This window comes from Ekhidna sp., from assembly GCF_965227465.1.
In the GTDB taxonomy this organism is placed as follows: domain Bacteria; phylum Bacteroidota; class Bacteroidia; order Cytophagales; family Cyclobacteriaceae; genus Ekhidna.
This window is the reverse complement of record NZ_OZ245746.1, coordinates 4,103,837-4,127,137: the sequence shown is the minus strand read 5'-3', so window position 1 is coordinate 4,127,137 and position 23,301 is coordinate 4,103,837. Positions and strand designations below refer to the sequence as shown.

The 23,301-nt window shown below is 38.8% G+C and carries 22 protein-coding genes; 8 read left to right on the top strand and 14 right to left on the bottom strand.

Annotated elements, in window-relative coordinates; all coding sequences use genetic code 11:
* Positions 1-65: 65 nt before the first annotated feature.
* The 5 genes from ACO05G_RS18175 to ACO05G_RS18155 are packed head-to-tail and all read right to left on the bottom strand — an operon-like array spanning position 66 to position 6,922.
* Positions 66-512 (bottom strand): hypothetical protein, encoded by a 447-nt coding sequence (locus tag ACO05G_RS18175; RefSeq protein ID WP_421764024.1) that lies wholly within the window; start codon positions 510-512, stop codon positions 66-68.
* The gene (locus ACO05G_RS18170; RefSeq protein ID WP_421764023.1) at positions 512-3,091 is read right to left on the bottom strand and encodes a TonB-dependent receptor domain-containing protein; all 2,580 of its coding nucleotides are present in this window, start codon (positions 3,089-3,091) and stop codon (positions 512-514) included. Before ACO05G_RS18170 ends, ACO05G_RS18175 begins: the two co-directional genes overlap by 1 nt.
* Positions 3,072-4,481, bottom strand: a complete 1,410-nt coding sequence (locus ACO05G_RS18165; protein WP_421764022.1) for an HTTM domain-containing protein — start codon at positions 4,479-4,481, stop codon at positions 3,072-3,074. Before ACO05G_RS18165 ends, ACO05G_RS18170 begins: the two co-directional genes overlap by 20 nt.
* 54 nt (positions 4,482-4,535) lie before the next feature.
* Positions 4,536-5,657, bottom strand: coding sequence for an imelysin family protein (locus ACO05G_RS18160; protein WP_421764021.1), 1,122 nt, complete (start codon positions 5,655-5,657; stop codon positions 4,536-4,538).
* Between the two features lie 50 nt (positions 5,658-5,707).
* Entirely contained in the window at positions 5,708-6,922 is a 1,215-nt protein-coding gene (locus ACO05G_RS18155) for a DUF4856 domain-containing protein (RefSeq protein ID WP_421764020.1), read from the bottom strand.
* 209 nt (positions 6,923-7,131) lie between these two features.
* Here ACO05G_RS18155 and ACO05G_RS18150 point away from each other — a divergent pair, with 209 nt between their 5' ends.
* On the top strand, positions 7,132-7,281 hold the full coding sequence (locus ACO05G_RS18150) for a hypothetical protein (protein ID WP_421764019.1): 150 nt from the start codon (positions 7,132-7,134) through the stop codon (positions 7,279-7,281).
* Between the two features lie 9 nt (positions 7,282-7,290).
* Here the strand turns inward: ACO05G_RS18150 and ACO05G_RS18145 are convergent, their stop codons facing one another.
* From ACO05G_RS18145 to ACO05G_RS18135, 3 genes are all read right to left on the bottom strand, one after another.
* Positions 7,291-8,523, bottom strand: a complete 1,233-nt coding sequence (locus ACO05G_RS18145; protein ID WP_421764018.1) for a tetratricopeptide repeat protein — start codon at positions 8,521-8,523, stop codon at positions 7,291-7,293.
* A 71-nt stretch (positions 8,524-8,594) separates the two neighbouring features.
* Positions 8,595-8,756, bottom strand: a complete 162-nt coding sequence (locus ACO05G_RS18140; protein WP_421764017.1) for a hypothetical protein — start codon at positions 8,754-8,756, stop codon at positions 8,595-8,597.
* Between the two features lie 55 nt (positions 8,757-8,811).
* Complete coding sequence (locus ACO05G_RS18135) at positions 8,812-9,450, bottom strand: response regulator transcription factor (RefSeq protein WP_421764016.1); 639 nt, start codon at positions 9,448-9,450, stop codon at positions 8,812-8,814.
* A 127-nt stretch (positions 9,451-9,577) separates the two neighbouring features.
* On the opposite strand from ACO05G_RS18135, the gene fumC reads away from it, so the two are divergent.
* The 6 genes from fumC to ACO05G_RS18105 all read left to right on the top strand — a co-directional run bounded on the left by fumC (position 9,578) and on the right by ACO05G_RS18105 (position 15,710).
* Positions 9,578-10,981, top strand: coding sequence for a class II fumarate hydratase (gene fumC / locus ACO05G_RS18130; RefSeq protein ID WP_421764015.1), 1,404 nt, complete (start codon positions 9,578-9,580; stop codon positions 10,979-10,981).
* 75 nt (positions 10,982-11,056) lie between these two features.
* Positions 11,057-11,674, top strand: coding sequence for an Ezrin/radixin/moesin family protein (locus ACO05G_RS18125; protein WP_421764014.1), 618 nt, complete (start codon positions 11,057-11,059; stop codon positions 11,672-11,674).
* A 78-nt stretch (positions 11,675-11,752) separates the two neighbouring features.
* A complete protein-coding gene (gene map / locus ACO05G_RS18120) occupies positions 11,753-12,544 on the top strand; it encodes a type I methionyl aminopeptidase (protein WP_421764013.1) in 792 nt (263 codons plus the stop codon).
* Between the two features lie 24 nt (positions 12,545-12,568).
* Positions 12,569-14,362: a chloride channel protein gene (locus tag ACO05G_RS18115; RefSeq protein ID WP_421764012.1), complete on the top strand. Its 1,794-nt coding sequence runs from the start codon at positions 12,569-12,571 to the stop codon at positions 14,360-14,362.
* A 239-nt stretch (positions 14,363-14,601) separates the two neighbouring features.
* A complete protein-coding gene (locus tag ACO05G_RS18110) occupies positions 14,602-15,072 on the top strand; it encodes a TlpA family protein disulfide reductase (protein ID WP_421764011.1) in 471 nt (156 codons plus the stop codon).
* 14 nt (positions 15,073-15,086) lie between these two features.
* The gene (locus ACO05G_RS18105; RefSeq protein WP_421764010.1) at positions 15,087-15,710 is read left to right on the top strand and encodes a thioredoxin family protein; all 624 of its coding nucleotides are present in this window, start codon (positions 15,087-15,089) and stop codon (positions 15,708-15,710) included.
* Between the two features lie 65 nt (positions 15,711-15,775).
* Here the strand turns inward: ACO05G_RS18105 and hpf are convergent, their stop codons facing one another.
* The 4 genes from hpf to ACO05G_RS18085 all read right to left on the bottom strand — a co-directional run bounded on the left by hpf (position 15,776) and on the right by ACO05G_RS18085 (position 18,459).
* On the bottom strand, positions 15,776-16,075 hold the full coding sequence (hpf, locus tag ACO05G_RS18100; protein ID WP_348283334.1) for a ribosome hibernation-promoting factor, HPF/YfiA family: 300 nt from the start codon (positions 16,073-16,075) through the stop codon (positions 15,776-15,778).
* A 24-nt stretch (positions 16,076-16,099) separates the two neighbouring features.
* The gene (locus ACO05G_RS18095) at positions 16,100-16,975 is read right to left on the bottom strand and encodes a tyrosine-type recombinase/integrase (RefSeq protein ID WP_421764009.1); all 876 of its coding nucleotides are present in this window, start codon (positions 16,973-16,975) and stop codon (positions 16,100-16,102) included.
* Between the two features lie 73 nt (positions 16,976-17,048).
* Entirely contained in the window at positions 17,049-17,243 is a 195-nt protein-coding gene (gene rpsU, locus ACO05G_RS18090; protein ID WP_348283332.1) for a 30S ribosomal protein S21, read from the bottom strand.
* A 52-nt stretch (positions 17,244-17,295) separates the two neighbouring features.
* Entirely contained in the window at positions 17,296-18,459 is a 1,164-nt protein-coding gene (locus tag ACO05G_RS18085) for an acyl-CoA dehydrogenase (RefSeq protein ID WP_421764008.1), read from the bottom strand.
* 129 nt (positions 18,460-18,588) lie between these two features.
* Between ACO05G_RS18085 and ACO05G_RS18080 the strand changes: the two genes are divergently transcribed.
* A complete protein-coding gene (locus ACO05G_RS18080) occupies positions 18,589-19,899 on the top strand; it encodes a UDP-glucose dehydrogenase family protein (RefSeq protein WP_421764007.1) in 1,311 nt (436 codons plus the stop codon).
* Positions 19,900-19,951: 52 nt separating this feature from the next.
* Here ACO05G_RS18080 and ACO05G_RS18075 read toward each other — a convergent pair whose 3' ends face one another.
* Both ACO05G_RS18075 and ACO05G_RS18070 read right to left on the bottom strand, forming a co-directional pair.
* Positions 19,952-20,695, bottom strand: a complete 744-nt coding sequence (locus ACO05G_RS18075) for a DUF547 domain-containing protein (RefSeq protein WP_421764006.1) — start codon at positions 20,693-20,695, stop codon at positions 19,952-19,954.
* A 213-nt stretch (positions 20,696-20,908) separates the two neighbouring features.
* Positions 20,909-23,140 carry a SulP family inorganic anion transporter gene (locus ACO05G_RS18070; RefSeq protein ID WP_421764005.1) on the bottom strand — a complete coding sequence of 744 codons (2,232 nt, stop codon included), beginning with the start codon at positions 23,138-23,140 and terminating at the stop codon, positions 20,909-20,911.
* Between the last annotated feature and the right edge of the window lie 161 nt (positions 23,141-23,301).

The following is a 23,301-nucleotide window of genomic DNA, read 5'->3' as shown; positions in this document are numbered from 1 at the left end:
TGAACAAGCTTATTTAGAATAATTCTAAATGATTTTTGTCAGGTCATTAACACTAAATGAATGGATCACTTACTGGTAAAATCCTGATTCCAGATCTTGGAGTCATTTGGCACTAAAATCTTGATGAAATTATGCTTTGTCGCATTATGGCATAGGTTACATGAGCTGATCATGAGCTCATAGTTTTCCAGAAAAAGCACCTGATCTTTCTTTCTAATTGCTTCCTCAACCTTTTCAATTTTGGGTAGCAACATCGCTTCTGAAAGGTTACTGATATTGTAATCATCATGAATCACATTACCTTCAACCAACCGTTCTGTTACCTCCTCTAATTCATGTGTATAAAAATCAGCTAATTCCCAGTTCTGATTTTGACCTGCCAGCCAAAGTTTCTGTGAAAAGCGCTGGTAATAACCCATGGTCTCAAGCACCGGATAATTTTCAACTTCCTTTTCTGCTTGCTGTGGTTTACATGAAACAATAAGTATTAAGGCTAAAAAACAATACCTCATTAAATCTTGAATTGAAAGGTTAAATAATAATTTCTAGGCTCAGAAGGAATGATCCCCGGACCCGGATATCCTGTTGCTCTTCTTGTAAAATACTTTTCATCTAACAGGTTGTTTACTCCTGTTTCAATCTTAAATCGATCGATAACATAAGAAAGCGATAAGTCCATGATACCGTAGGCAGGTATTTTTCCGATTATTCCATTTCTGTTATTGCTAACATCCGGAATTGGTGAGTTTTCTACGTCGGTGTACTGCTCTGACAAATAGGTATATTGAAAACTGCCCAGCAGATTTTTATAACCAAACCTAAGACCCGTTTTCATATTTATAGTAGGTATGAACTCCACCTTCTTACCCCTCACATTGTTATCATCTGATTTCAAATACTCTGATTCCGTCACTGCTGCATTGATAAACCAGTTCAGCTTATAAGCGTTGGCAGGAAGTTTGAAAGATTTGGCCAGATTAAAATCGATGAAAAACTCCAAACCAACAATCAGTGCGTCTCCAATATTTCCTCGTACTCTTTTGGCCCGGTCATCGAAAATGACACCTATTCGATCTCTGTATAGTAAACTAAATAGTCCAATATCATAGGACACTAAATCATGCCATTTTCCACGTATTCCTACATCAAAGGTGTAGCCCTCTTCATCCCGAATGTTCGGATCAATGGAAAAGGTGGGGTTAGTGATTCGGATATCAGAGAAGGTCACTGATCGGTAATTCTCAGAAATATTAGCGTAGAGCTCCAGTTCGTCTGAAGGTAAATAGCTAAGACCTAACCCAAGTAAAACAAATGAACGCTGGAATGTACGATTATCTGTGCTGTCTCCTAGCGAAGTGACATTTCTTGCAAGATCTATATCCTCTACATTGTACGAACCGCGACTGGCTGTTCGAATAAATTCATATCTGAAGCCGGGTGTAATCGACAGCCGATGATTAATGAAGAGGATGTTTTCTCCGAAAAAAGCGAGGTTCCTGTTAGGAAATTCAAAATCAGACTGATTGACATAATCCGGATTTTCTTCTGTGGCAAAATCAAAATCAGCACCTGTACCTCTGCTTCCTGGGCCTTGTCTGCTTGTGTTATTCGCATGGTAATACTTAGAGCCCAGAAGTAGAACAGCATCTTTTTTGCCCAGAGCATACCGAGTCAGGAAACGAGCTTCTGCTCCCCAATTTCGAAATTGTCCCTTAATCAAATCCCTGGAGTACACGAAACTGCCATCACTTTCCTGTTCGTCCTCCTGCAGAATTGGGTTTGCGTTCAATTCCCTGGGATCTCCCCTAAACCCAACGGCGTTTCTTGAAGCATCCAAACCAAAAACAGTTAAACTGAGATCTGTCCGGGTTGAAACCTTATGCTTTAGCTTCATGGCATAAAGTTTCCAGTTTACCTCAAACCAGTTTCGAGATCGATTGCTTACTGTATATGCCGAATCTGACTGGAACCATGGATCAGTCAAGCCTCCGGGCTGTTGGGCCAGGTAATTCAGTGAAGTGAATTCAAAAGTTGCAGTTGTGTGCTCTGAAAATTCGTATCCAAAACTTCCAAAATAATTTTTGGATTCAAATCCTGAATTTGGCCGAAAGCCATCACCTGTCTTGTAGTTGAAATAGGTGTAGTATGAGAAATTACCAACTGTCCCACTTAGTGAATTGAAGGTATTAAACAGTCCGAAAGAGCCCACTGATTGTCTGGTCACCAACTCTATCGGCTTATTTGCCGGTTGCTTCATCTTGAAATTAATCAAGCCTCCAAACTGGGTTCCGTATTGGAGAGAAGCAGCTCCTCTAACTACTTGTATTTCTCTCAAAGCCTCTGCTGGTGGTGTGTAATAGCTCTCAGGATAGCCAAGGACATCTGCGCTGATGTCATACCCATTCTGCCTCGTATTGAAATTCGAGGTTCGGTTTGGGTCTAAGCCTCGTCCACCTATATTCAATTGAAGTCCTGCATCTATGCTTTCATAAATATTCAGCCCTACCACCTGCGAATAAATCTGGCGGGCATTGTTGGTAGCAGCATTCCCTACCATTTGATCAAGCAACACTACTTCTGATTTTTTACCTGCATAAATCGCTGTTCCCTCCACAGGCTGAAGTCGGTTCAGCGCAAAAATCTCTTCTCGTTTTCGGCTGATTACTACTTCTGAAAGTTCCTGCTGGAAGTCTTCCATTGGAATCGTAATTGTCTGATTATCCTTCAGCTCGATTGCTTTTTCCAGCGTCTGATATTCCAATGACATCACTACAATTTGATGGGTTCCCGGTTCCAGGTTATTAAGCTCAAAATAGCCTGTCCTACTCGTACTGATCAGCTGGCTTGAGTTTCGATCATAGATCTCAGCCTGAGTGATTGGCTTTCCGCTTTCGGCATCAACGATGGTACCAGACAAGGTTAACTGAGCCATTAATGGCCCTGCGATTATTATGCCCAGACAAACAAGCCAAATCTTTAGTAATAGTGGTCTGACGACTTTACTTTTCTGTAAGGTTGTCATTTCACTATCCCCATCCATTGGGTTCTTTGAGTCGTCTGACCACTGAACGCTAAATCCCTTGAATCTCATCCTTGAATGGCAGTAACCAGTTTTTGTGTTTGAATGATTCTTTCTGTTTAACCAAGTCAACCGACGGGTCGATATATGGTTGGCTCCTTCGTCCATTTAGCGCCACGAAACTCTCCACATATACCTCAACCTCTTGTCCCTGGGTTGCAAAATGATCGCGAAGATAATGGGCATATTCCAGGATGAAATCGGGCTGAAACGACATTTGTTTTTCCTGAAAGCTTGTGAGGAAGTCGCTGTTATCGATGTAAAAAACTTCATCGTTTGTCCGATCCACAATCTTGAAGTTTGCATAGCCAGCTTTCTCCATCAGCATCACTCTCCAAGAAAAACGAAAACCCTCTTCCGTCCAGAAAAGCTCTCCAGGGTATAGGAGGTAGCGCCATGGGAGTAACAGTTGGATGCCGAAGAAGATGGTAAGAAGGATCAGTTTCCATTTTGGGGTTCTTCTATTCTCCTCCTTTGTCATCTTGAGCATAGTGAGAGATCTATCCCCTTTACTAGTGCTGCCTTCTTTTGAGAATAGATTTCTCGTTGCACTCGAAATGACAATCAGAATTTTGCTTATCCCACTAATAATCCTATCATGCACCCGCGCATCAAAGAAGATCAGCGCACTCACAATCATGATGTATGGAAACATCCCGATTGGGAAAAGTACTCGAGTGAGGACATGAAAAATGACCACCATGATAAACGCAAAGACTCGTGTTCTTTTCCAAAGCAGTAAAAAAGGAATACTCAAGTCGTAAATCACGCCACCCCAGCTAAAAGCATAAATCACCCATTCCTGATGTAGAAAATCACCCAGAACAGGAATATCATAACGACCGGGGAGCCAGATTTTTAAAGGCATGGCCCGAAAAAGCCAGTCTGAGTTGAGTTTAGTCAAGCCGGCATAGAAGTAAACAATTCCAAGTATTAATTTGATACTATCAATCGACCACTTAGGTACTATGCCAATTGGCCCTGTTCTTTTGGCATCCCATGAAAAAAACTTTTCCGCAGGTAGAAAGATCATTAAGAAGCTAAGTATGCTTATGAAATAATAGTGGTTTAGGTAAGTGGTTTTATCCATCAGTTCGATGTATGTAAAGCTGAGGAAGAAGGTAGTAATGGCCAACTTATATCGGAATCCAATAGCTACAGCCAATGCTGAAAGGCCACAAACTGCAAAAAGCAGATACGTGTAATTGCCAAGAGGTTTGACCCATTCAAACCCGTAATACGAAAAGAAAAAAGATGGCTCAATATATAGCTTTTCGATCCAGCCATTCGCCCAGAACCGAATGATGCTTATGAACATCATCAATCCAAAGAAAATACGAAAGACTGCCAGTGGGGCAGCCTTTGTTGTTTGGTTGATATATCGATTGATTGAGTCTTTCAATTTTTAAAGATTTCTCCTATCGTCGAAATGACACCATTGATTAAAAAAGTATTATTAATCTCCATCAGCATCTACATAATCCACCCGAATGTTGAGTGCCTGAAGCATATCCACTTTCATATTCACCACATTCCTTTGAAGCTCATCATAGGTTTGAAGCATCAGCGAATTATCGTTTTCGACCTGGGCCGAGAAATCATCAGATAATAACTCCGCCTGATCCCTGGCCAATTCAAATTGTGCGTTTATCAACGAGCCAAGATCCTCACCATCGCTAATTTCCTGTACAAAATCCAGGTATGATTTTAGTCCTTCCCCTTCAACAGGAAGATTGGTGTCAGATGACTTTCCATTGAAAAAATCTTGCGTTGCATCAAGTCCTGCCATAAAAAGTACTTTCGATTTACCACTGTAAAGGCCCTCTACTTTTTCTGAAGATTCTGAACCGGTGAAAACTCCAGCCGGTATTCCGATTTTTCCGGCTCTGAGATGCTTCTCATAATAGAAAATGTAGTCGTTAACCAGCTTATTAACAGAGGCAGTTGCCTCAGAACCGTCATTGTTTACAAACGTTTCCCGATAGCCATTTTTCCAATCATCATGCACTGATTTAGCAAGCGTTTCTAGTCGCTGCGTAAGGTCCTTTAGGAAGATTTTATATGGGTGATTTGCCATTTCCTGAGAGTACAAATCGATAATTGCCTGATCAGTATCACGAACTCCATATATCAGATATTCAATGGCTGGAAACCCTTGTTCATCCTGTTTATTTACAGAGCTCAAATCGTAATCTCCGGATTCGATGGTTTTGATCATATCCTCTGTATTTGTGGGATAGATATTAGTGTAATTGATAAGTGTGATTGATTCTGCTTTTCCTATTTCAAACATGGCTACAGCTTGCCAGTTTATATACGCCTCCAGCCATTTCGCTCTTACATCTGTTAGATGTTCTAGATTAGGGTTGGATGTAAATGTTGAAACAGCTGCATCTAGAGATTCGAGTGAAGAAACATAGGATTCATAACCTGGAACAATGATATTGTCTGCCCAGATTTTCAGCATCTCTTGCCTATCAAATCCATCACCGGACTTGCCGAGATCATCTTTTGAACATCCAGTAATCAGAACTACCAAAAGTGCCAGGAGGCCAAAACTCAAAAACGTCTGTTTCATTCTTCTCAATTTTCTAAAACACTTATATACCCGCATAATTCTTATTCCATTTAGCTCCCAGCTTCCTCAACAGTAAAGGAAAATTTAGCTGCTATATCTGCCGAGACTTCATCCAATGTTGTTGAAGTGACATCCCAGAATCCATTTCCTGTCAAAAGCTCATTAATCATCGCTTTAACTTCCTCATTAGTGAAATAGGGAGCGTTTGTATCTGGTTGCCTTGTAAATTGAAGACTATAAATAAACCCAAATCCTTCAGACAAATCATGAAATATGGATCCATAGTCTACCGTTCCAGCTTCCATGCCAGCTTTAGCTTGTTGTAGATAGTATACTGCTCGAACAGCAAGAACAGTAGAAATTTTCTCTCGGATGATTGCGGCCTGCGCATCTCTTGTTTCATAATCTCCAGCAACAATGGCAGCCCTTCCCAACTTAAATGCTTTATAGATATCCGAAGCAATACCCGCAAAATCAGCATCTCCTTCCACTCTACCAATGTATTTGAAAAGGAAGCTATCATTTTCACCAAGCGACGCATTAGGGTCTGACTCAGTTGTAGCTTTAGCGTATGCATAGCCGTATGCCTCATCCCACTTATGTTCCATATTTGTATAGGACTTACCATCAACGAGGACTTCTTCTTCATTGTCTTCGACATTGCTACCCGCGTCGAGCACCGAGGTGCTTACATAATTATTCAGAATCTGATCCACGAATAGCGCACCAATCAATCCTTTACTGAAAGCTTGATCCAGTTCAAGCCCTTTTTCATTCACATATCTCACTGATCCACCCCCAGCTTCCTGAATTTGACCGGCAACACCAGCGCTAGCTTCAACAGCCCAGTTAGGATAAACATCAGCAACTTGATCGGCGATCCATCCATCAAAATCTGCTTTAATTGAAGAGGCTAAAGTGGTGTTTGCTGAAAAGAAATCTGATGAAGCAGCGGTTTTACTTCTTACACTTTTGTCAGATGTATTTAGATCAGTACTCGAAAAGTCATTATTTCCTTCTACATGTGCAAACATTGCATCAATTTGTGCCTCAGTAAAATCCGTATTTTTTAATGCACTGATGATTTCTTCTGCCATTAATGTTCTGGTAGTCTGACCGCTAAAAGAAACTGTTGATTCTCCGTTTCTTGTGAAGATATATGTCGATGGCTCATCTATTAGGACTCTCGGATCGTCGCTATTTCCACAGCTAGTTGTGCTAGCTGCGATACATAAAATAGTAAGTGCGAATAACTTGTTTTTCATCGGGTATTTAAGTTTTGCAAAAATAAGTTTGAACTAGTTGTTTAGAATGATTCTAAACAATGCAAAATTGAATTTGTAATGAAAAACCTGCAATCGCTATGGGTGGGGAATTTTCTATCACTAGAACTAGTGATACGAGTAGCCAAACATAGTGAGCTTAATCATTATTCTTAAAAGCTGTTGGTACTATTGTGAAATTAATAGGTAGGGTGACTGATATAGGAAATACCAGTCTAAAAGTATCCGTTCAAATTTTCATTGATGAGATGTACGCGGGAAAGAGAGAACAAGCTATCGAAGGTGAATTTTCATTTGTTTCTACAGACAAAAACAGGAGTCTATGCCGAATTCCCAGATAGGAAAAATGATCAATATCTGGTTCCTCGCTCCAAAACTGTAACGGCCTCTTTAATCGTTTTCTTCATCAGACTCTTTCGTATATACAGCGTTGTAATAATCACCATACTTAAGAATAGGATTGCATAAATCCATTTAAAGAGAAAAACCTTTTGCTGCCTAGATAATTGTTCTTGTTGAAAAGCTGCCAATATCAAGTCTGACTTGAATGCATCCTTTAATGCTATGAGTTCAGTTTGTTGATTATAAAATCGGGTTGACTCTTCTGCAAAAGAATTCGAATAAAAATGTGATTTCTGATAGGAACTGTTCGCGAAGAAAATCACTTCCAGCAAATGGTAGATTTCAAATGTTTCGGGTCTAACCGAGACATTTTCATAAAGTTTTTCAGCTTCAAGTGCATAAAATTTTGCCTCTTCCCAGTCCTTTTCGACCATTTTAAGAGCTGCCAGTTCCTTTAAGGTTCTGAAAAGCGATTCTTCCCTTCCTAATTCTTTTTTAATTGTTAGTGCTTTCTTTAGACAATTATCCGCTTCAATGAAATCTTGCTCTTCTTTATACGTAATAGCCATGTTATGGTAGGCTTTACTGACAATATCTTTAGAAGTAGACAGGGTGATTATTTTTTTATAAAAAGTTCTGGATCTTTGGTAATCCTCAAGGTCCTTAAAAACAAGCCCCTGGAGATTCCATACTTTTAGCAAAAGCCAGTTATAATCAAGTTTTTCAGAAATAGTAGCAGCTTCAGTGAGGTAATTAAGTGCTGAATTTAAATCACCTACATCCTGGTGGACTGATGCTATATTGAAACAAAGGTTGGCCCTTCGTTTATCAAAATCATCTTTTGATATTAAATCCAATCCTCTCTCATAGAATTGAATCGCTTCATCATACTTACTATTTCTGCGTAAAATACTGCCAATATTAAGAATAACATCAATGCGGGTTTTGAGGAATCTTTCTTCGTCTTTATTCTTTAATTGATCCTCTGCCTTTAGATAGAATAGGAAGGCTTTATCCAGCTCGTTCTTTTCGTCGTAGATATAGGCTTTTATGTAATATGAGTTGGCTATCCCCCATCCATAATCGATATTATTCGCTTGATTCAATGCTCGATCAGTGATCAAAAGTGCCGAATCTAAATTCGATTCCAATAAATCATAGGATTGCTGATGAAGCTGATCTACAGCACTCTCATCATATCCATAGAAGAGTGAGAATAAATTAAAAAGTAAGGTTAGCATTCGAAACACAACCAAACTTAAAAAAAAGGCGAGTAAAAAACACTCGCCTAATCAAAAATTGTCAATTAACGCTAGTTTGAACCCGGTTTAGCCTTTACGTCATCCTTGTCATCAGATGAATCTGTCATGGAATCTTCAACTACTACCTCTTCGAGGTTCGAAGTTGTCTCACAAGATGTGGTAGATATTCCTAATAAAAATACGGTGGCAACAATCGATAGTGCTCTTTTCATAACTGTAAAATTTAAATTGGTTTAAAACTGAAAGATACAAAATGAAGACTTTGAACTATCGAGATTTCTTCACTAATCCGGTTTCTAAAGCATATACGACTAGTTCTGTAGGAGAATTAAGCCTGAGTTTCTTTAGAATGTTCTTCCTATGCGAGTTGATAGTGTGAACACTAAGGTTTAGTTGATTTGCAATTTGCGCAGTTGTCAAACCCTTTGTGATCAAATCTAGTACTTCAAATTCTCTTGGTGTTAGAGAGGTTGGTTCACAATCGTCAACCTCCTTTGGGTTGTCAACAACCAAATCCAGAATGTTATTGCAGAAGAATCGATTCCCTAATGAAACTGCTCGTAAAGCGCTAATGATCTCTTCTTCGCTACAGTTTTTCGTCAAAACACCTTTAATACCCATGGTTAAGAGTTCCTGTATCGAATTTCGTGTTTGGCTATTAGATATCACTAAAAAATTACAGCTTGTCGTTTCCTTTAAGAATTTGAGCTGAGGGACCAGTTCTTTATCCTTATCAGAAATATCGATAACCACTAAATCTGGATTAATGGTCGTTACAAAATCAACTAGTGAGTGAGGTGAATCGATTGATTTAATTAAATCAAATCCCGGCATTGCCTTGATCAAAGAGGCTATCCCTTGCCTGGTTAGGTACTGAAAATCCGCTAAGAGGACTGAGGTAGCCAATTTGATTTATTATTTAGAATGATTCTAAACAAAGGTAGTTAGGGAAAACTGATTCAACAAAATCATTTGAATATGAAATCCAAAAGACCAATGCATTGTTAGATTTGTAGTAACTAATTTTTGAAACATGGATTACCGAATAGAACATGATACGATGGGCGAGGTTAAAGTACCCGCCGATAAATATTGGGGTGCACAAACTCAACGATCTAGAGACAATTTCAAAATCGGAGGTGAGAAGAATCAGATGCCGATGGAAATCATACATGCATTTGCCATACTGAAGAAATCCGCTGCTGAAACTAATATGGATTTGGGTGTCCTTGACGAAGAGAAAGCGGAGCTTATTAGCAAAGTATGCGATGAGATTTTAGACGGAAAATTAGACGATCAATTTCCGCTTGTTGTTTGGCAGACGGGCTCTGGTACTCAATCAAATATGAATAGCAATGAAGTAATTGCAAACCGAGCTCATGTGATCAATGGTGGCGCATTGTCTGATGACAAAAAAGTTATTCATCCGAATGATGATGTGAATAAAAGTCAAAGCTCAAATGATACCTTCCCAACGGCCATGCACATTGCCAGCTATAAGATGGTGGTGGAGAACACTATCCCTAAAGTGAAGAAGCTGCGAGATACACTTCACAAAAAATCAGAAGCTTTCATAGATGTGGTTAAAATAGGGCGTACGCATTTTATGGATGCTACGCCTCTAAGTCTTGGGCAAGAATTCTCTGGATATGTCTCTCAACTGGATCATGGACTAAAGGCACTAAATAATACGCTTAATCACCTTTCAGAGCTTGCATTGGGAGGAACAGCCGTAGGAACCGGGCTAAACACCCCTGAAGGTTATGCGGAACTGGTGGCAAAAAAGATTGCCAAACATTCAGGTATGCCAATGAGGACCGCAGAAAATAAATTTGAAGCCTTAGCCGCGCATGATGCCATCGTTGAGACGCATGGAGCACTAAAGCAGGTTGCAGTTTCACTAATGAAAATAGCTAACGATATTCGAATGCTTTGCTCAGGCCCAAGGAGTGGAATTGGAGAAATTATAATTCCTGAGAATGAGCCGGGCTCATCAATCATGCCAGGCAAAGTGAACCCGACGCAGTGTGAAGCTTTAACAATGGTATGCGCTCAGGTTATGGGAAATGATGTAGCGGTATCTACAGGTGGTGCAACTGGTCACTTTGAATTGAATGTTTTTAAACCTATGATGGTTTTCAATTTGCTTAATTCTGCCCGATTAATCGGAGATGCATGCGAATCGTTTAATGATAATTGTGCAGTAGGAATTGAACCAAATCATGATGTAATCAAAGAAAAACTGGATAACTCATTAATGCTTGTCACTGCCTTAAACACCCACATTGGTTATGAGAATGCAGCTAAAATCGCTAAAAAAGCACACAAGGAGAGTACAACATTAAGAAAAGCTGCGATTGAGCTTGGACTTGTTACGGATGAACAGTTTACGGAATGGGTTAAACCTGAAGATATGATTGGATCGCTAAAAAGCTGATTCATTATCCATTATCAAGAGATTTTTGTACTTTAGTAACATTAATGATTGCAGAAAAAACAATTTCATAGGAAGATGAAAAAAACAATATCACTTATCGCACTGGCACTCTGTTGTGTTTTTGCATTTGAAGCCAATGCTCAGATGGACAAAAAAGAGAAAAAAGAGTGGAAGAAAAGGATTAAGAAGTTAGAGCCTGAACAATACAAGCAGTTGCTCGATGAAAATAAATCTTTAAAAGGACAGGTAACCAGTTTAAAAACTGAACTTGGTAACGTAGATGACAGACTTGCTGAAAAGGATGAGCAAATTCTCACTTATCAATCTCAGATTGGCGACCTAAGGGAAGAGCTGTCGAGACTTCAGAGCAAGCAACCAGCAGAAAATGTTGCTAGCACCAATACCGGTGGCAGCATCGATGAAAATAAAGGAATTGTATTCAAAGTGCAGCTTGGAGCCTACGGTAAGAAAGAAGATTTATCTAAATATGCCAATTCGCCAAATTTTGGTGCTGAAAACGCTGATGGACTACAAAAGTTTACAATTGGTGTTTTCCGTGATTATTGGGAAGCAGATAATTTTAAGAAACACCTTCGGGCTATGGGAGTGAAAGGTGCATGGGTTGTTTCTTATAAAGATGGAGTTCGAGTCCCTATTAAGGACGTTTTAGAAGGTGTGACAAAGAAGTCATAATAAAGACTATCATTACAATAAGCCCTGGTTCTTTGCAAGAAAGGAACCAGGGTTTTTTGTTTGTATTTTTGCAGTCGAATGATAAAGTACAAAACATTAGAAGAGATTGAAATCATTAGGGAGAGTGCACTGATTGTTTCAAAAACTTTGGGGCTGATGGCCGAGAAGATTGAACCAGGGGTAACCCCGCTAGATCTTGATAAAATAGCGGATGAGTTTATCCGAGATCATGGAGGTGTGCCTGCATTCCTCGGACTTTATGACTATCCTAAGTCAATAATAACTTCAGTAAATGAACAGGTAGTTCACGGTATTCCAACCGATAGGCCACTCCAGGAAGGGGATATCGTCGGTGTAGATATTGGTGTTTTGAAAAACGAATACTACGGCGATCACGCATACACCTTTGCTGTCGGAGAAATTGATGAAGAGGTTAAAAAGTTACTTCGGGTTACTAAAGAGTGTCTCGATAGAGGCATAGAACAATTAGTTGCTGGAAACAGAATAGGTGATCTGAGTTTTGCAATTCAGAAGCACGCAGAGGATCATGGGTATGGAGTCGTGAGAGAACTGGTTGGTCATGGTTTGGGCAAAAAAATGCATGAGTCACCGGAAGTGCCAAATTTTGGAAAACGAGGTAGAGGAAGCAAAATCCAAGAGGGGCTCGTAGTGGCCATTGAACCAATGATCAACATGGGAACACGAAGGGTTATTCAATTGAATGATGGTTGGACCATAATAACTGCCGATAAAAAGCCATCCGCCCATTTCGAGCATGATGTGGCAGTGGTCAATGGAAAACCGGAGGTTCTATCAACATTCAAGTACGTAGAAGAAGCACTTGAAAAGAAAAACGCAGTGATTATTTAAGGCTTAGATGCCTGCCTATAAAAAATGGCAACCCAGGGAAAAAGCACATTTAGCACAGTTATGATGAAATTTCTGGTGTGGCGCATACGTCACATTGGTGATAACAATTTTCTGCTTATAACAGCTGGATTGATTGGTATATTTTCCGGATTAGCTGCAGTTGTTCTTAAAAGTACCGTACATACAATCATTCATTACCTGGAGCTTAACCTGAATCTTTTTGGTTTTAACTATTTATATCTGGGCTATCCGCTAATAGGTATTGTTTTAACTGTGCTTGTTTCAAAGTATCTATTCAAAGAGCCCTTGGGACACGGGATCACACAGATCCTCTATTCCATTTCCAAGAATTCCAGTCTGATTCGAAAAACGCGTATGTATTCCAGGATGGTTACAAGTGCAATCACAGTAGGTTTTGGTGGTTCAGTAGGATTGGAGGCTCCTATTGTAGTAACTGGCTCAGCTATTGGATCCAACCTGGCACGACTTTTCCATTTAGGATATAAAAAAAGGACCGTATTACTTGGATGCGGTGCTGCGGGAGCCATTTCTGCGATATTTAACTCACCTGTAACGGGTGTCATATTCGCTATGGAGGTAATCCTTACCGAAGTTAAAATAAGTAGGTTTATCCCTCTTTTAATTGCCTCTGTTTGTGGTCAGCTAGTCGCTTTAGTTTTACTCGGTGAAGATATTTTGTTCTCATTCCAATTGACGGATAGCTTCATTGCAAGAGAAACAGGTTATTACTTACTTTTTGGGGCTGTCTGCGGCATTATCTCCTTATACTTCACTCGCATTATGTATGTATTTGAAGGGGGTATCCAAAAGTTGAAGAATGATTTTGGAAGAGCCACAGTTGGAGGGTTATCCCTGGCGTTGATCATTTTAACTTTTCCTCCCATATATGGGGAGGGTTATGATACGATCAAAAACCTGTTGCAGGGAAACTCTGCAGATGTATTTCATCATAGTTTTTTTTACCAGCTTTCTGATCATCAGGCGGCACTTATTGTATTTCTATTCCTCATCTTATTGGTAAAGCCAATGGCGACCGCACTTACTATTGGAGCAGGAGGTAGCGGTGGAATCTTTGCACCATCACTTTTCATGGGAGGACTCTCAGGTTTTGTTTTTAGCTCAACTTCCAATTCAATTTTAAATACTTCACTAAGTACAAGCAATTTCACTCTTGTAGGCATGTGTGGGGTCATGAGTGGAGTGCTACATGCTCCATTAACTGCCATATTTTTAATTGCTGAAATAACAAGTGGATACATGTTGTTTGTCCCGCTAATGCTGGTATCTGCCATTTCATTCAGTACGATCTCTTATTTTGAAAAACACAGCATTTATACCAAAAGACTTATTGAAACGGGTGATCTGATTCAATATGACAAGGATCAGATTGTATTAAGTCTCATTGACCTAAAGAAAATAGTAGAGAAAGACCTTCTCACGATAAAGCCTGATGCTACTCTTGAAGATTTGGTCAAATTAGTAATGAAGAGCAATAGAAATATTTTCCCTGTAGTAGATGACGAGAAGGCACTTCAGGGAATTGTGACACTGGATGATATAAGGGAGCAGATGTTTGATGAAGATTCAAGAAAAAACGTTATCATAAAAACGATCATGCAGAAGCCTCCAGCCAGCGTGTCGCCTAAAGAAAAAATGCAATCGGTCATGAACAAATTTGAAGTGACTCAGGCTTGGAATCTGCCAGTAATTGACAATGGAAAATACATTGGGTTTATTTCAAAGTCTCGCATTTTCAATGCCTATAGAAAAAAACTGATAAGGCAAACGGCTGAATGATTATCAATTGATAATCCCCTGAACATCAGGAGATTAGATATGCCTAATTAGAGTTATCCACAAATTTGAAAATATGAACTTTATTGATAAATTTTTGAAAATCAGTCACTTACAGTTAGCGCAAACCCTATTGTGGATAACTTAGCCAAAATGTTGATAAATAAACATTGAAATATTTGGTCGAAAAAAAACTAGTTATTAGAACTCAAAAACATGATCTTTTTAATTTCGTAATTTCAATGATGAAAAAATTCCTTTTAATACTCCTGGTACTGTGTTCACTGCATATTTCCGCACAAGAAGTTGAGGTTATTCGGTTTGCAGATCTCCAGAAAAAGATATTATACACAGAAGCACCTCTAACCGTTTTTAACTTTTGGGCCACATGGTGCGGGCCCTGTATCAAAGAGCTTCCTCATTTCGATGCAATAGAAACTGAGAGCGATCAGGTAAAAGTGTATTTGGTAAGTATTGATTTTCAAAGCGAGTTAGATCGGGTGAAAAAATTTGTTGTAAAAAAATCTCTCAAGTCCGATGTACTTTTTTTAAATGAAAAAGATCCAGATAGTTATATGGGAAAGGTTAGTCAAGAATGGTCAGGAGCTATACCAGCAACGTTATTTGTAACTGATCTTGGCAAAACGTATTTCCATGAAAAAGCGTTTACAAAAGAGGAATTGGAAAAAACAATAAAGAAATACTTGAATTAATAATGTCGAAGACTATGAAACGAACATTTATTTTACTCTTCTTAGTCACGGCTGTTGTTGCCGTGCTATTCATGAATGCATCTGAGCCTTTAGCAGGTTATGGAGTAGGAGATTATGCAAAAGATTTTAAGCTGCCCAATACGGATGGTAAAACTGTAACTATGTCAGATTATAATGATGCTAAAGGCTTTATCATTGTATTTACCTGCAATACATGTCCCTATGCGAATGCCTACGAGTCCAGAATCATTGATCTGGACAAGAAATATGCAGGTAAAGGATTCCCCGTTATCGCAATTAATCCAAATGATGTCTCCCAGCAGCCAGGGGATACAATGGATGAAATGAAAAAGCGTGCAAAAAACAAGGGTTACACATTCCCTTACCTTAGAGACGATAGTCAGCAAGTCACCAAAGCTTTTGGAGCTACGAAGACTCCACACGTGTATGTTTTGAATAAGGAAGCTGCCGGAAAATATAAAGTCGAATTCATAGGCGCAATTGATGACAGTCCGAATGATCCTTCTGATGTCTCCGAAAGATACGTTGAGGATGCAATAAATGCTATATCAGCAGGTAGCAGTCCAGCGATAACTGAAAAGAGAGCCATTGGTTGTACCATTAAATGGAAAAGTTAATCTGAGATAACAACAAAAAAGCCCTGCCTTAATATTAAGACAGGGCTTTACTTTTTATGCCAATATTAATGGGCTGTTACTTTCTCTTTATGTTTCTTTAACTGTCTTCTTAACGCTTCCACAGCTGCATCTGCACCAGCCTCGAAAGATCTGGATTTTTCTTTAGAGAAAAACTGGTTTTTAGGTCCATTCAATTTTATTTCTACAATTTTATTTTCCTTAGACTCGTCTTTCTCTACTCTTAGAAAGACCTCTCCATCGATGATTCTGTCATAGAAAGTCTCTAATTTATCTACTTTCTTTTGGATGAAATCTAGCAGCTTGTCGTCTGCGTCGAAGTGAATGGAATGCATCTGTAACTTCATGTCTATCTAGTTTAAGGTTATACATTAAGCTTTAGGATGAGCCTGATCAAAGGCTGCCTTTAGCTTCTCTATTGAATTATGGGTATATACTTGTGTGGCTGCCAGGCTGGTGTGACCCAACAAATCTTTAACAGCGTTTAAGTCTGCCCCTTTGTTTAATAAGTGTGTTGCAAATGTGTGCCTCATTACATGAGGACTCTTTTTGCTTAAAGTAGTGACGGCATTAAGGTACTTTTTCACCTTACGGTAAATGAACATTGGATATAAAAAATCACCCTTATCGGTAAGCAATAATCTATCTCCCATCATTCCCATTTGGCTTTTACTTTTTTTATAATCTGTGATCAAGTGTATTAACGAATTACTGATGGGTATGATGCGTTCTTTACTTCTTTTTCCGAGTACCCGAATAGTTTTTTCGTAGGAGTTAATATCTGACTCTTTCAATCCTTGCAGCTCAGCCAAACGAATACCTGTTCCGTATAATAGTTCCAGAATTAAATGATCACGTTTCCCTGCAAAATCATTAGCAAATTCAACCCTATCAAGCAGATTGGTAATTTCTTCTTCTTTTATAAAAGCGGGTAAGTCTTTCTCGGTTTTTAATGGCTTGATCTGAGTGGTGGGATTCACACTTATATACTCCCGAGCAAGCAAAAACTTATAGAAGGATTTAAGAGTGGCGATTTTCCGATTTACAGTCTTAGGTGATAAGCCTTGATCCATTAAATGTACAACCCAACTTCGAATGTACGGATGTAGTACTTCTTGCAGATTTACTATTTCAAAATCTGATGCTAAAAACTCGGAAAATTGCTGAAGATCTTTCTGATAAGCAGCGACAGTGTGTTTACTGTATCGCTTTTCGAAAGAAAGGTATTTTAGGAAAGTCTCCACCATAAGCAGTAACACCTCTGAAAATGAGGTGAATACTAACTTATTAAAATCTTAGGTGAAGTAGAAGGAGTTGAGGTTATTTATTTTCCTCGTCTCTAATCTGCTGGATGTACCTGGCTTTAATGATCTCTTCTCTTCTAGCAACTGATGGCTTTTTGAAATGAGTTCGTGATCTTAATTCCCTAAGTACGCCCGTTTTTTCGAACTTCTTCTTGAATCTTTTAAGCGCTCTGTCTATAGATTCGTTCTCTTTGACGTTGATTATTAACATTTCAGAATTTTTAATGGGCCGCAAATATAGCAGCTATTTTATTTCATTGCAATTATTGATTCAATAAGGTTCTGGCTATAACTACCTTTTGAATTTCTGATGTTCCTTCACCTATGGTACATAGTTTGGCATCTCTATAATATTTTTCTGCAGGGTAGTCCTTGATGTAACCATATCCTCCGAAAATTTGAACTCCTTCATTAGCCACTTCAACGGCTATCTCTGATGCATAAAGTTTGGCCATAGCTGACTCTCTATTGACACTTTTTCCCTGGTTTTTCAGTTCCGCAGCTTGGTAAGTCAATAGCTTTGCAGCTTCTACTTTCAATGCCATATCTGCCAATTTGAAGGATATTCCCTGAAAAGAAGATATTGATTTACCAAATTGCTCACGCTCTTTTGAGTAATTGGTCGCTGCATTCAGGGCTCCCTCCGCAATACCACAACTTAACGCTGCTATTGATATGCGGCCACCATCAAGCACCTTCAGCGCCTGAACAAATCCTTCACCCACTTCGCCAATTAGATTTTCTTTGGGAATCCGACAATCTTCAAAGATCATTTCAGAGGTCTCCGAACATCTCATTCCCAATTTATTTTCCTTTCTCCCCTGTTTGAACCCTGGATTTGTTCTCTCCACTATGAACGCACTCGCATTTCTTGACTTTCCAGACTCTCCTGTTCGTGCAATAACTACTGCAACATTTCCTGAATTGCCATGCGTAATAAAATTTTTCGCTCCATTCAGGACCCACTCATCACCTTCTAACTCAGCCACTGTTTTCATATTGCCAGCATCAGACCCGGTATTAGGCTCAGTCAACCCCCACGCTCCGATCCACTCTCCTGTAGCGAGTTTTGGTAAGTACTTCTTTTTTTGATCTTCGCTACCATGCTGAAGAATATGTCCCGTACACAATGAATTATGAGCGGCCATTGACAAACCAATTGAGCCATCAACTTTGGAAAGTTCAATAATTGCAGTTGCATATTCATGATATCCAAAACCAGCTCCACCGTACTCCTGAGGCACTAATACACCCATAAGGCCTAGTTCTCCCATTTTATGAAAAACATGCTTTGGAAATTCCTGTGATTCATCCCACTCCATTTTATGTGGCTCAATTTCCTTTTCACAGAAATCTCGCACCATCTGAGCGATCATATTTTTATTTTCTTCGATTTCGTTGGGTGAGTTTAATGTTGCAGTTGACATACTTGGGATGTTGTTTTATTTGGGAACGCAAAATTACTAATCTTGTTCGTCTAAAAATAGTGTTTATCCATAGACAGAAATAAACAAACACTATTTTTGCGGCCCATTAAGAAGATAAAAGTATAACTAATGAAAATAGCAGTTGTTGGAACTGGGTATGTTGGTTTGGTAACTGGGACATGTTTTGCCGAAACTGGAAATCATGTTACGTGCATCGATATCGACAAGAAAAAAGTTGAAAAACTTAACAATAAGCAAATCACCATTTATGAGCCCGGGCTTGAGGCGCTCTTTGAACGTAACATTCGTCAAGGGAGGCTCGAATTCACCACCAGCCTTGAGGAAGGTATTAAAGGTGCTCAAATTATCTTTCTGGCTCTTCCAACCCCTCCAGGTGAGGATGGGTCAGCAGACCTTCAATATGTGTTGAGAGTTGCAGAAGATCTAGGTCCAATGCTCGAAGATTTCACCGTAATTGTTGACAAAAGTACGGTACCAGTTGGGACCGCTGAGAAGGTCACAGCTAAGGTTAAAGAAGATGCTAAAGTTGATTTCGAAGTAGTCTCAAATCCTGAATTTTTGAGAGAGGGTGTTGCAGTTGAAGATTTTATGAAACCAGATCGTGTGGTGATTGGAGCAGAGGAACCAAGATCAGTAAAACTCATGGAGCAGCTTTACGGACCATTTGTCCGCCAGGGTAATCCTATTATCTTCATGGATGTTCGATCTGCCGAACTCACAAAATATGCAGCAAACTCTTTCCTCGCTACGAAGATTACTTTCATGAATGAAATCGCCAATCTCTGTGAACTTATGGGAGCAGATGTTGATAAAGTAAGAAAGGGAATTGGCACAGATTCGCGAATTGGGAATAGGTTTCTTTTTGCGGGGATAGGTTACGGAGGCAGCTGTTTTCCTAAAGATGTTCAGGCATTAGCCAAATCTTCATCTGAAGTAGATTATGACTTTAAGATTCTAAACTCGGTGATGGGTGTAAATCAAAACCAAAAACAAAAATTGATTGCTCCTTTGAAGAAATACTTCAATAATGATCTTAATGGTAAAACCATCGCCGTTTGGGGGCTTGCATTTAAGCCATATACTGATGATATCAGGGAAGCACCAGCTTTAGAGAATATTCAAACTTTACTTGACTTAGGAGCAAAAGTGAAGTCTTATGATCCTGAAGCGATGGAGAACGTTAAAGATGTTTTTGGAGATAAAATTCATTTTGCTAATGATCAATATGATGCCCTGGAAGATGCAGATGCCCTAATGATTATGACAGAATGGCCAATTTTTAGAACTCCTGAGTTTGATGGAATCGCGTCTCGACTTAAGAACAAAGTAATATTTGATGGTCGAAATCTTTATGATCTTCATCAAATGGAAGAATTAGGATTTGAATATCATAGTGTTGGAAGAAGAATTGTCAAATAATTCTTAGAAAAACATTTTTTAGAGCTTGGTTAGATAGTTAACCAAGCTTTTTTTATTTCTGCTCGTTTAACTTCCAGTTATAATCCATCCAATCAATATCAGCATTCTTGCTAAGCTTAGTGGGTGCATATTTATTAATGTACTCGATCAACGTTCCATCATTTTTAAAATCTCCGCCATACCAGTTGAATAGCTTAGATAAGGTTGCTTGATTTTCATTCTTGAATCTATTCTTAGCCGAATTCGACAAAAATTCTTTTGCCGCTTTAGTTAATTGCGCGTCAAGCTTTTCTGGAAGATAAGCTCTATTTTGAAGTTTGGGACATGAAACAGCCGCACACACCAGAGCAAAGTGAATTCTAGGTTCATCAAAATCCTTTCGGATAATACCATGCTCAATATTATTTAGATCATATTCCTCGCCTCCGATATTAATAAACTTAATATCCCACGCAGTACTTACAAAAGGGATTTTGATAGTTGAACCTATATCCTTGATGCTCTCAACCGGATAATGTTCCAATATCAATTCAAGTGTATATGCGTTGTAAGCATTTATCCAGTAAGCCAACTTTTGATCCCTGGTCCAGGTTTTTCGAGGCGCATTATTTTCCAGGGTAGACAAATAAGATTTGAGCTCAGATCTTTCTGCCTTTAACCCTTTATAATTTACCATTCCTTCATCGTCCACATATTTTTGGAGTAGCTGGTCAAAAGCATTGTGAGAAACACCCGACTGACTAAAAAGCCCAAATGACATCAAAATTGTGATAAAAAAAACGGTGAACTTATTCATAATTTTCATATTTCAAATTAACACTTACTAAAACGTACGAATGACTTGATTGATTCAGCTAGATTAAATATTGCAAGACAACCAATACAAGATGTACGCCAAAAGACAAACATTTGGATTCGTTGTTTTGAATTAAACTTTATAGCCTTCTAAAGGCTTGTTAGCTTGTGCAAAACACAAGGCTCGGATATGACAACTGCATGCCACAATGAATTATGAAGATGTTTTTGCATCTAAGAGTGCCGCCAACTCTTTGCCATACTCTATAAAGGCAAGCGTCTCATCTGTTCGTGCAAGCTTAATTTTATTAAAAATAAGTAGTGCCTCACCATTGCTTTCTAAATGATAAATATGGTGATTTTCGAAGAAGCGAATGATTTCATCTTTAAAAAATGATCGAATCTCAGATTCATTATTCCCCATAAGTAGGAATTTCTTAGAAAAATCAGGATATATCTCAAAATCAATGTCTTTATAGCCAGTAAAAGCCATTACACGATCAAATATTCTTTCAAATACCCCTTCTTTTTCTAAGGTAAAAATGGGAATTTGCTTATTTAATTTTAAGACCATAAGCGTTGCGTTGAATGTCTCAGCAGTAAAAGCCTGGCCCTCATTGAAAGTTACATCTGAAATTTCCCAAGACGCATTCTGGTCTTTATATACTCCTTTGAGAGAATTGGATTTTCTTTCAATCGGTCTAATTTCAAAAAAGTGGAATTCCTTTAAATAAGTCGTATTCCAATCTACTTGACTATTGTATTGGTAATCATTCTTGGTTGCTAAGTTTCGTAATCGCTTTTGTCTATGCGATAATTTTGCAGAACTGGTCAAGCTAATTTTCAAAGCCCTATTATATGAAGATGATGAAACATGAGAATCCAATCCTGTAATGAAGACTTTACCTCCAGTATCCCTTTGCATCTTTAAGAATTCCACCAGATAGTCCATATAAGTCATGCCTACTAATCTGGTTTCTGATAAATCAATATTGACGTCTGCCCCGGAAGGAATTTGAGCAACCAATTTGTCGATCTTTAAGATGCCTAAGAAATTCGCAATCCCTCGGATTTTTAAATCGAAACCTCCATCTGGTCGCTTTATCAGTTTTGTGCGTGAACGATAAATCATATTAAAAAATTCTGGAATGGACATTCTCGCCAATAACATGTGGGAAATCAATGCCAATAATAATCCACCAAGCAACCCAATTAATAAATTTGTATAAAGTGTCAAAATCATCGTCCCAATAAAGAAGATTAGTTGCTCAGTTCCCTGAGCATAAGCTTGTTTGAAGACTGCAGGTGATGCCAGTTTAAATCCGGTATAAACGAGTAAAATAGCAAAAGCACATAATGGTACTTGAGTCATTATTGGGCTCAATGCTACGATAAAGATTAGCAACAAAAGTCCTTGATACAAATTAGACCACTTTGTCTTCGCACCATTATGGATATTAACGGTACTTCGAATAATCACAGCGATGATTGGCAAGCCTCCAATCAAACCAGCTGCTATCGTACTCAATCCAATTCCTGTTAAATCTTTATTTAAATCCGTCTTTCGCTTATAAGGGTCAATTTTGTCAACTGCTTTCGCAATAGCCAAAGATTCAATACTTGTTATAATCAAAATGGAAAAGACGGTTGTCCAGAATTCAAGCGTGTCAATTTTGCTGAAATTTGGATGCATGATTGACTCCATGAAAGAATCCGGAATGTCTAACAACAGCTGGGGTCCTACTTCATAAGCTTTTCCAAAGAATAAAAGCGTGTGTTGCTCGAAGAAATTAAAAGCATAGACAAAAGGAATAGAAAGGGCTATGACCCACATTGGAGCTGGCAAAAAATGGAAAAATCGATTACTGATTTTGGAATGAAACAATAGTATAAGTAAACCCGCCAGCGAAATAAACACCACGAATGGGTTGGCTTCAGGTAAGAGTAGAACAGCATCGGTTAGGTTTTGTATAATGCTCGGACTATCAGATTGTGTGCCCATAGCAACATGGATCTGTTTTGCGAATATGATAATCCCAATTGCTGCCAAAATACCGTGAATGACAGAGGAATGGAAGATCTCGGCTAAACGACCCAATTTCAATAATCCCAATATGGCTTGAATGGCACCTGAAACAACCACTGCTGCCAGTATATAATTAAAGGCCTGGCCTGTACCATCGTCCATCAATGCTATACCCAATAGAATGACACCAATAACACCCTTTGCCGGTCCGTTTACTGAAACATGACCGCCACGGTAAAAGGTTGTTACCAAACCGCCAACAACCGCTGAAATGATTCCTGCCATGGCCGGTGCTCCTGCGGCCAATGCAATACCCAATGAAAGGGGCAAAGCAATAAGTGCAACACTCACAGCGGCGATTAAATCACTCTGCCAATTTTCAATTAATCCCTGAAAGCCTTTTTTAGGTACAGTTTCCATTTACTCATTAATCGAACGGTTTGTAAAATAATAACCGATTCACATAAAGTAGAGAATATTCGTAACTATTGGGAAGAACTGTTAAGAAACCAAAAGAATAAAACGCCTGAGATTTCTTAATACCATTACAAATACAGGTTCCTTAAAAGTCGGTATGACTC

What these genes read in the sequence shown, in the direction of transcription:
- ACO05G_RS18175 (WP_421764024.1), bottom strand. Translation starts at nt 512, where the DNA reads ATGAGGTATTGTTTTTTAGCCTTAATACTTATTGTTTCATGTAAACCA.
- ACO05G_RS18170 (WP_421764023.1), bottom strand. Translation starts at nt 3,091, where the DNA reads ATGAGATTCAAGGGATTTAGCGTTCAGTGGTCAGACGACTCAAAGAAC.
- ACO05G_RS18160 (WP_421764021.1), bottom strand. Translation starts at nt 5,657, where the DNA reads ATGAAACAGACGTTTTTGAGTTTTGGCCTCCTGGCACTTTTGGTAGTT.
- ACO05G_RS18155 (WP_421764020.1), bottom strand. Translation starts at nt 6,922, where the DNA reads ATGAAAAACAAGTTATTCGCACTTACTATTTTATGTATCGCAGCTAGC.
- ACO05G_RS18145 (WP_421764018.1), bottom strand. Translation starts at nt 8,523, where the DNA reads ATGCTAACCTTACTTTTTAATTTATTCTCACTCTTCTATGGATATGAT.
- ACO05G_RS18140 (WP_421764017.1), bottom strand. Translation starts at nt 8,756, where the DNA reads ATGAAAAGAGCACTATCGATTGTTGCCACCGTATTTTTATTAGGAATA.
- fumC (WP_421764015.1), top strand. Translation starts at nt 9,578, where the DNA reads ATGGATTACCGAATAGAACATGATACGATGGGCGAGGTTAAAGTACCC.
- ACO05G_RS18125 (WP_421764014.1), top strand. Translation starts at nt 11,057, where the DNA reads ATGAAAAAAACAATATCACTTATCGCACTGGCACTCTGTTGTGTTTTT.
- map (WP_421764013.1), top strand. Translation starts at nt 11,753, where the DNA reads ATGATAAAGTACAAAACATTAGAAGAGATTGAAATCATTAGGGAGAGT.
- ACO05G_RS18115 (WP_421764012.1), top strand. Translation starts at nt 12,569, where the DNA reads ATGGCAACCCAGGGAAAAAGCACATTTAGCACAGTTATGATGAAATTT.
- ACO05G_RS18110 (WP_421764011.1), top strand. Translation starts at nt 14,602, where the DNA reads ATGATGAAAAAATTCCTTTTAATACTCCTGGTACTGTGTTCACTGCAT.
- ACO05G_RS18105 (WP_421764010.1), top strand. Translation starts at nt 15,087, where the DNA reads ATGAAACGAACATTTATTTTACTCTTCTTAGTCACGGCTGTTGTTGCC.
- hpf (WP_348283334.1), bottom strand. Translation starts at nt 16,075, where the DNA reads ATGAAGTTACAGATGCATTCCATTCACTTCGACGCAGACGACAAGCTG.
- ACO05G_RS18095 (WP_421764009.1), bottom strand. Translation starts at nt 16,975, where the DNA reads ATGGTGGAGACTTTCCTAAAATACCTTTCTTTCGAAAAGCGATACAGT.
- rpsU (WP_348283332.1), bottom strand. Translation starts at nt 17,243, where the DNA reads ATGTTAATAATCAACGTCAAAGAGAACGAATCTATAGACAGAGCGCTT.
- ACO05G_RS18085 (WP_421764008.1), bottom strand. Translation starts at nt 18,459, where the DNA reads ATGTCAACTGCAACATTAAACTCACCCAACGAAATCGAAGAAAATAAA.
- ACO05G_RS18080 (WP_421764007.1), top strand. Translation starts at nt 18,589, where the DNA reads ATGAAAATAGCAGTTGTTGGAACTGGGTATGTTGGTTTGGTAACTGGG.
- ACO05G_RS18075 (WP_421764006.1), bottom strand. Translation starts at nt 20,695, where the DNA reads ATGAATAAGTTCACCGTTTTTTTTATCACAATTTTGATGTCATTTGGG.
- ACO05G_RS18070 (WP_421764005.1), bottom strand. Translation starts at nt 23,140, where the DNA reads ATGGAAACTGTACCTAAAAAAGGCTTTCAGGGATTAATTGAAAATTGG.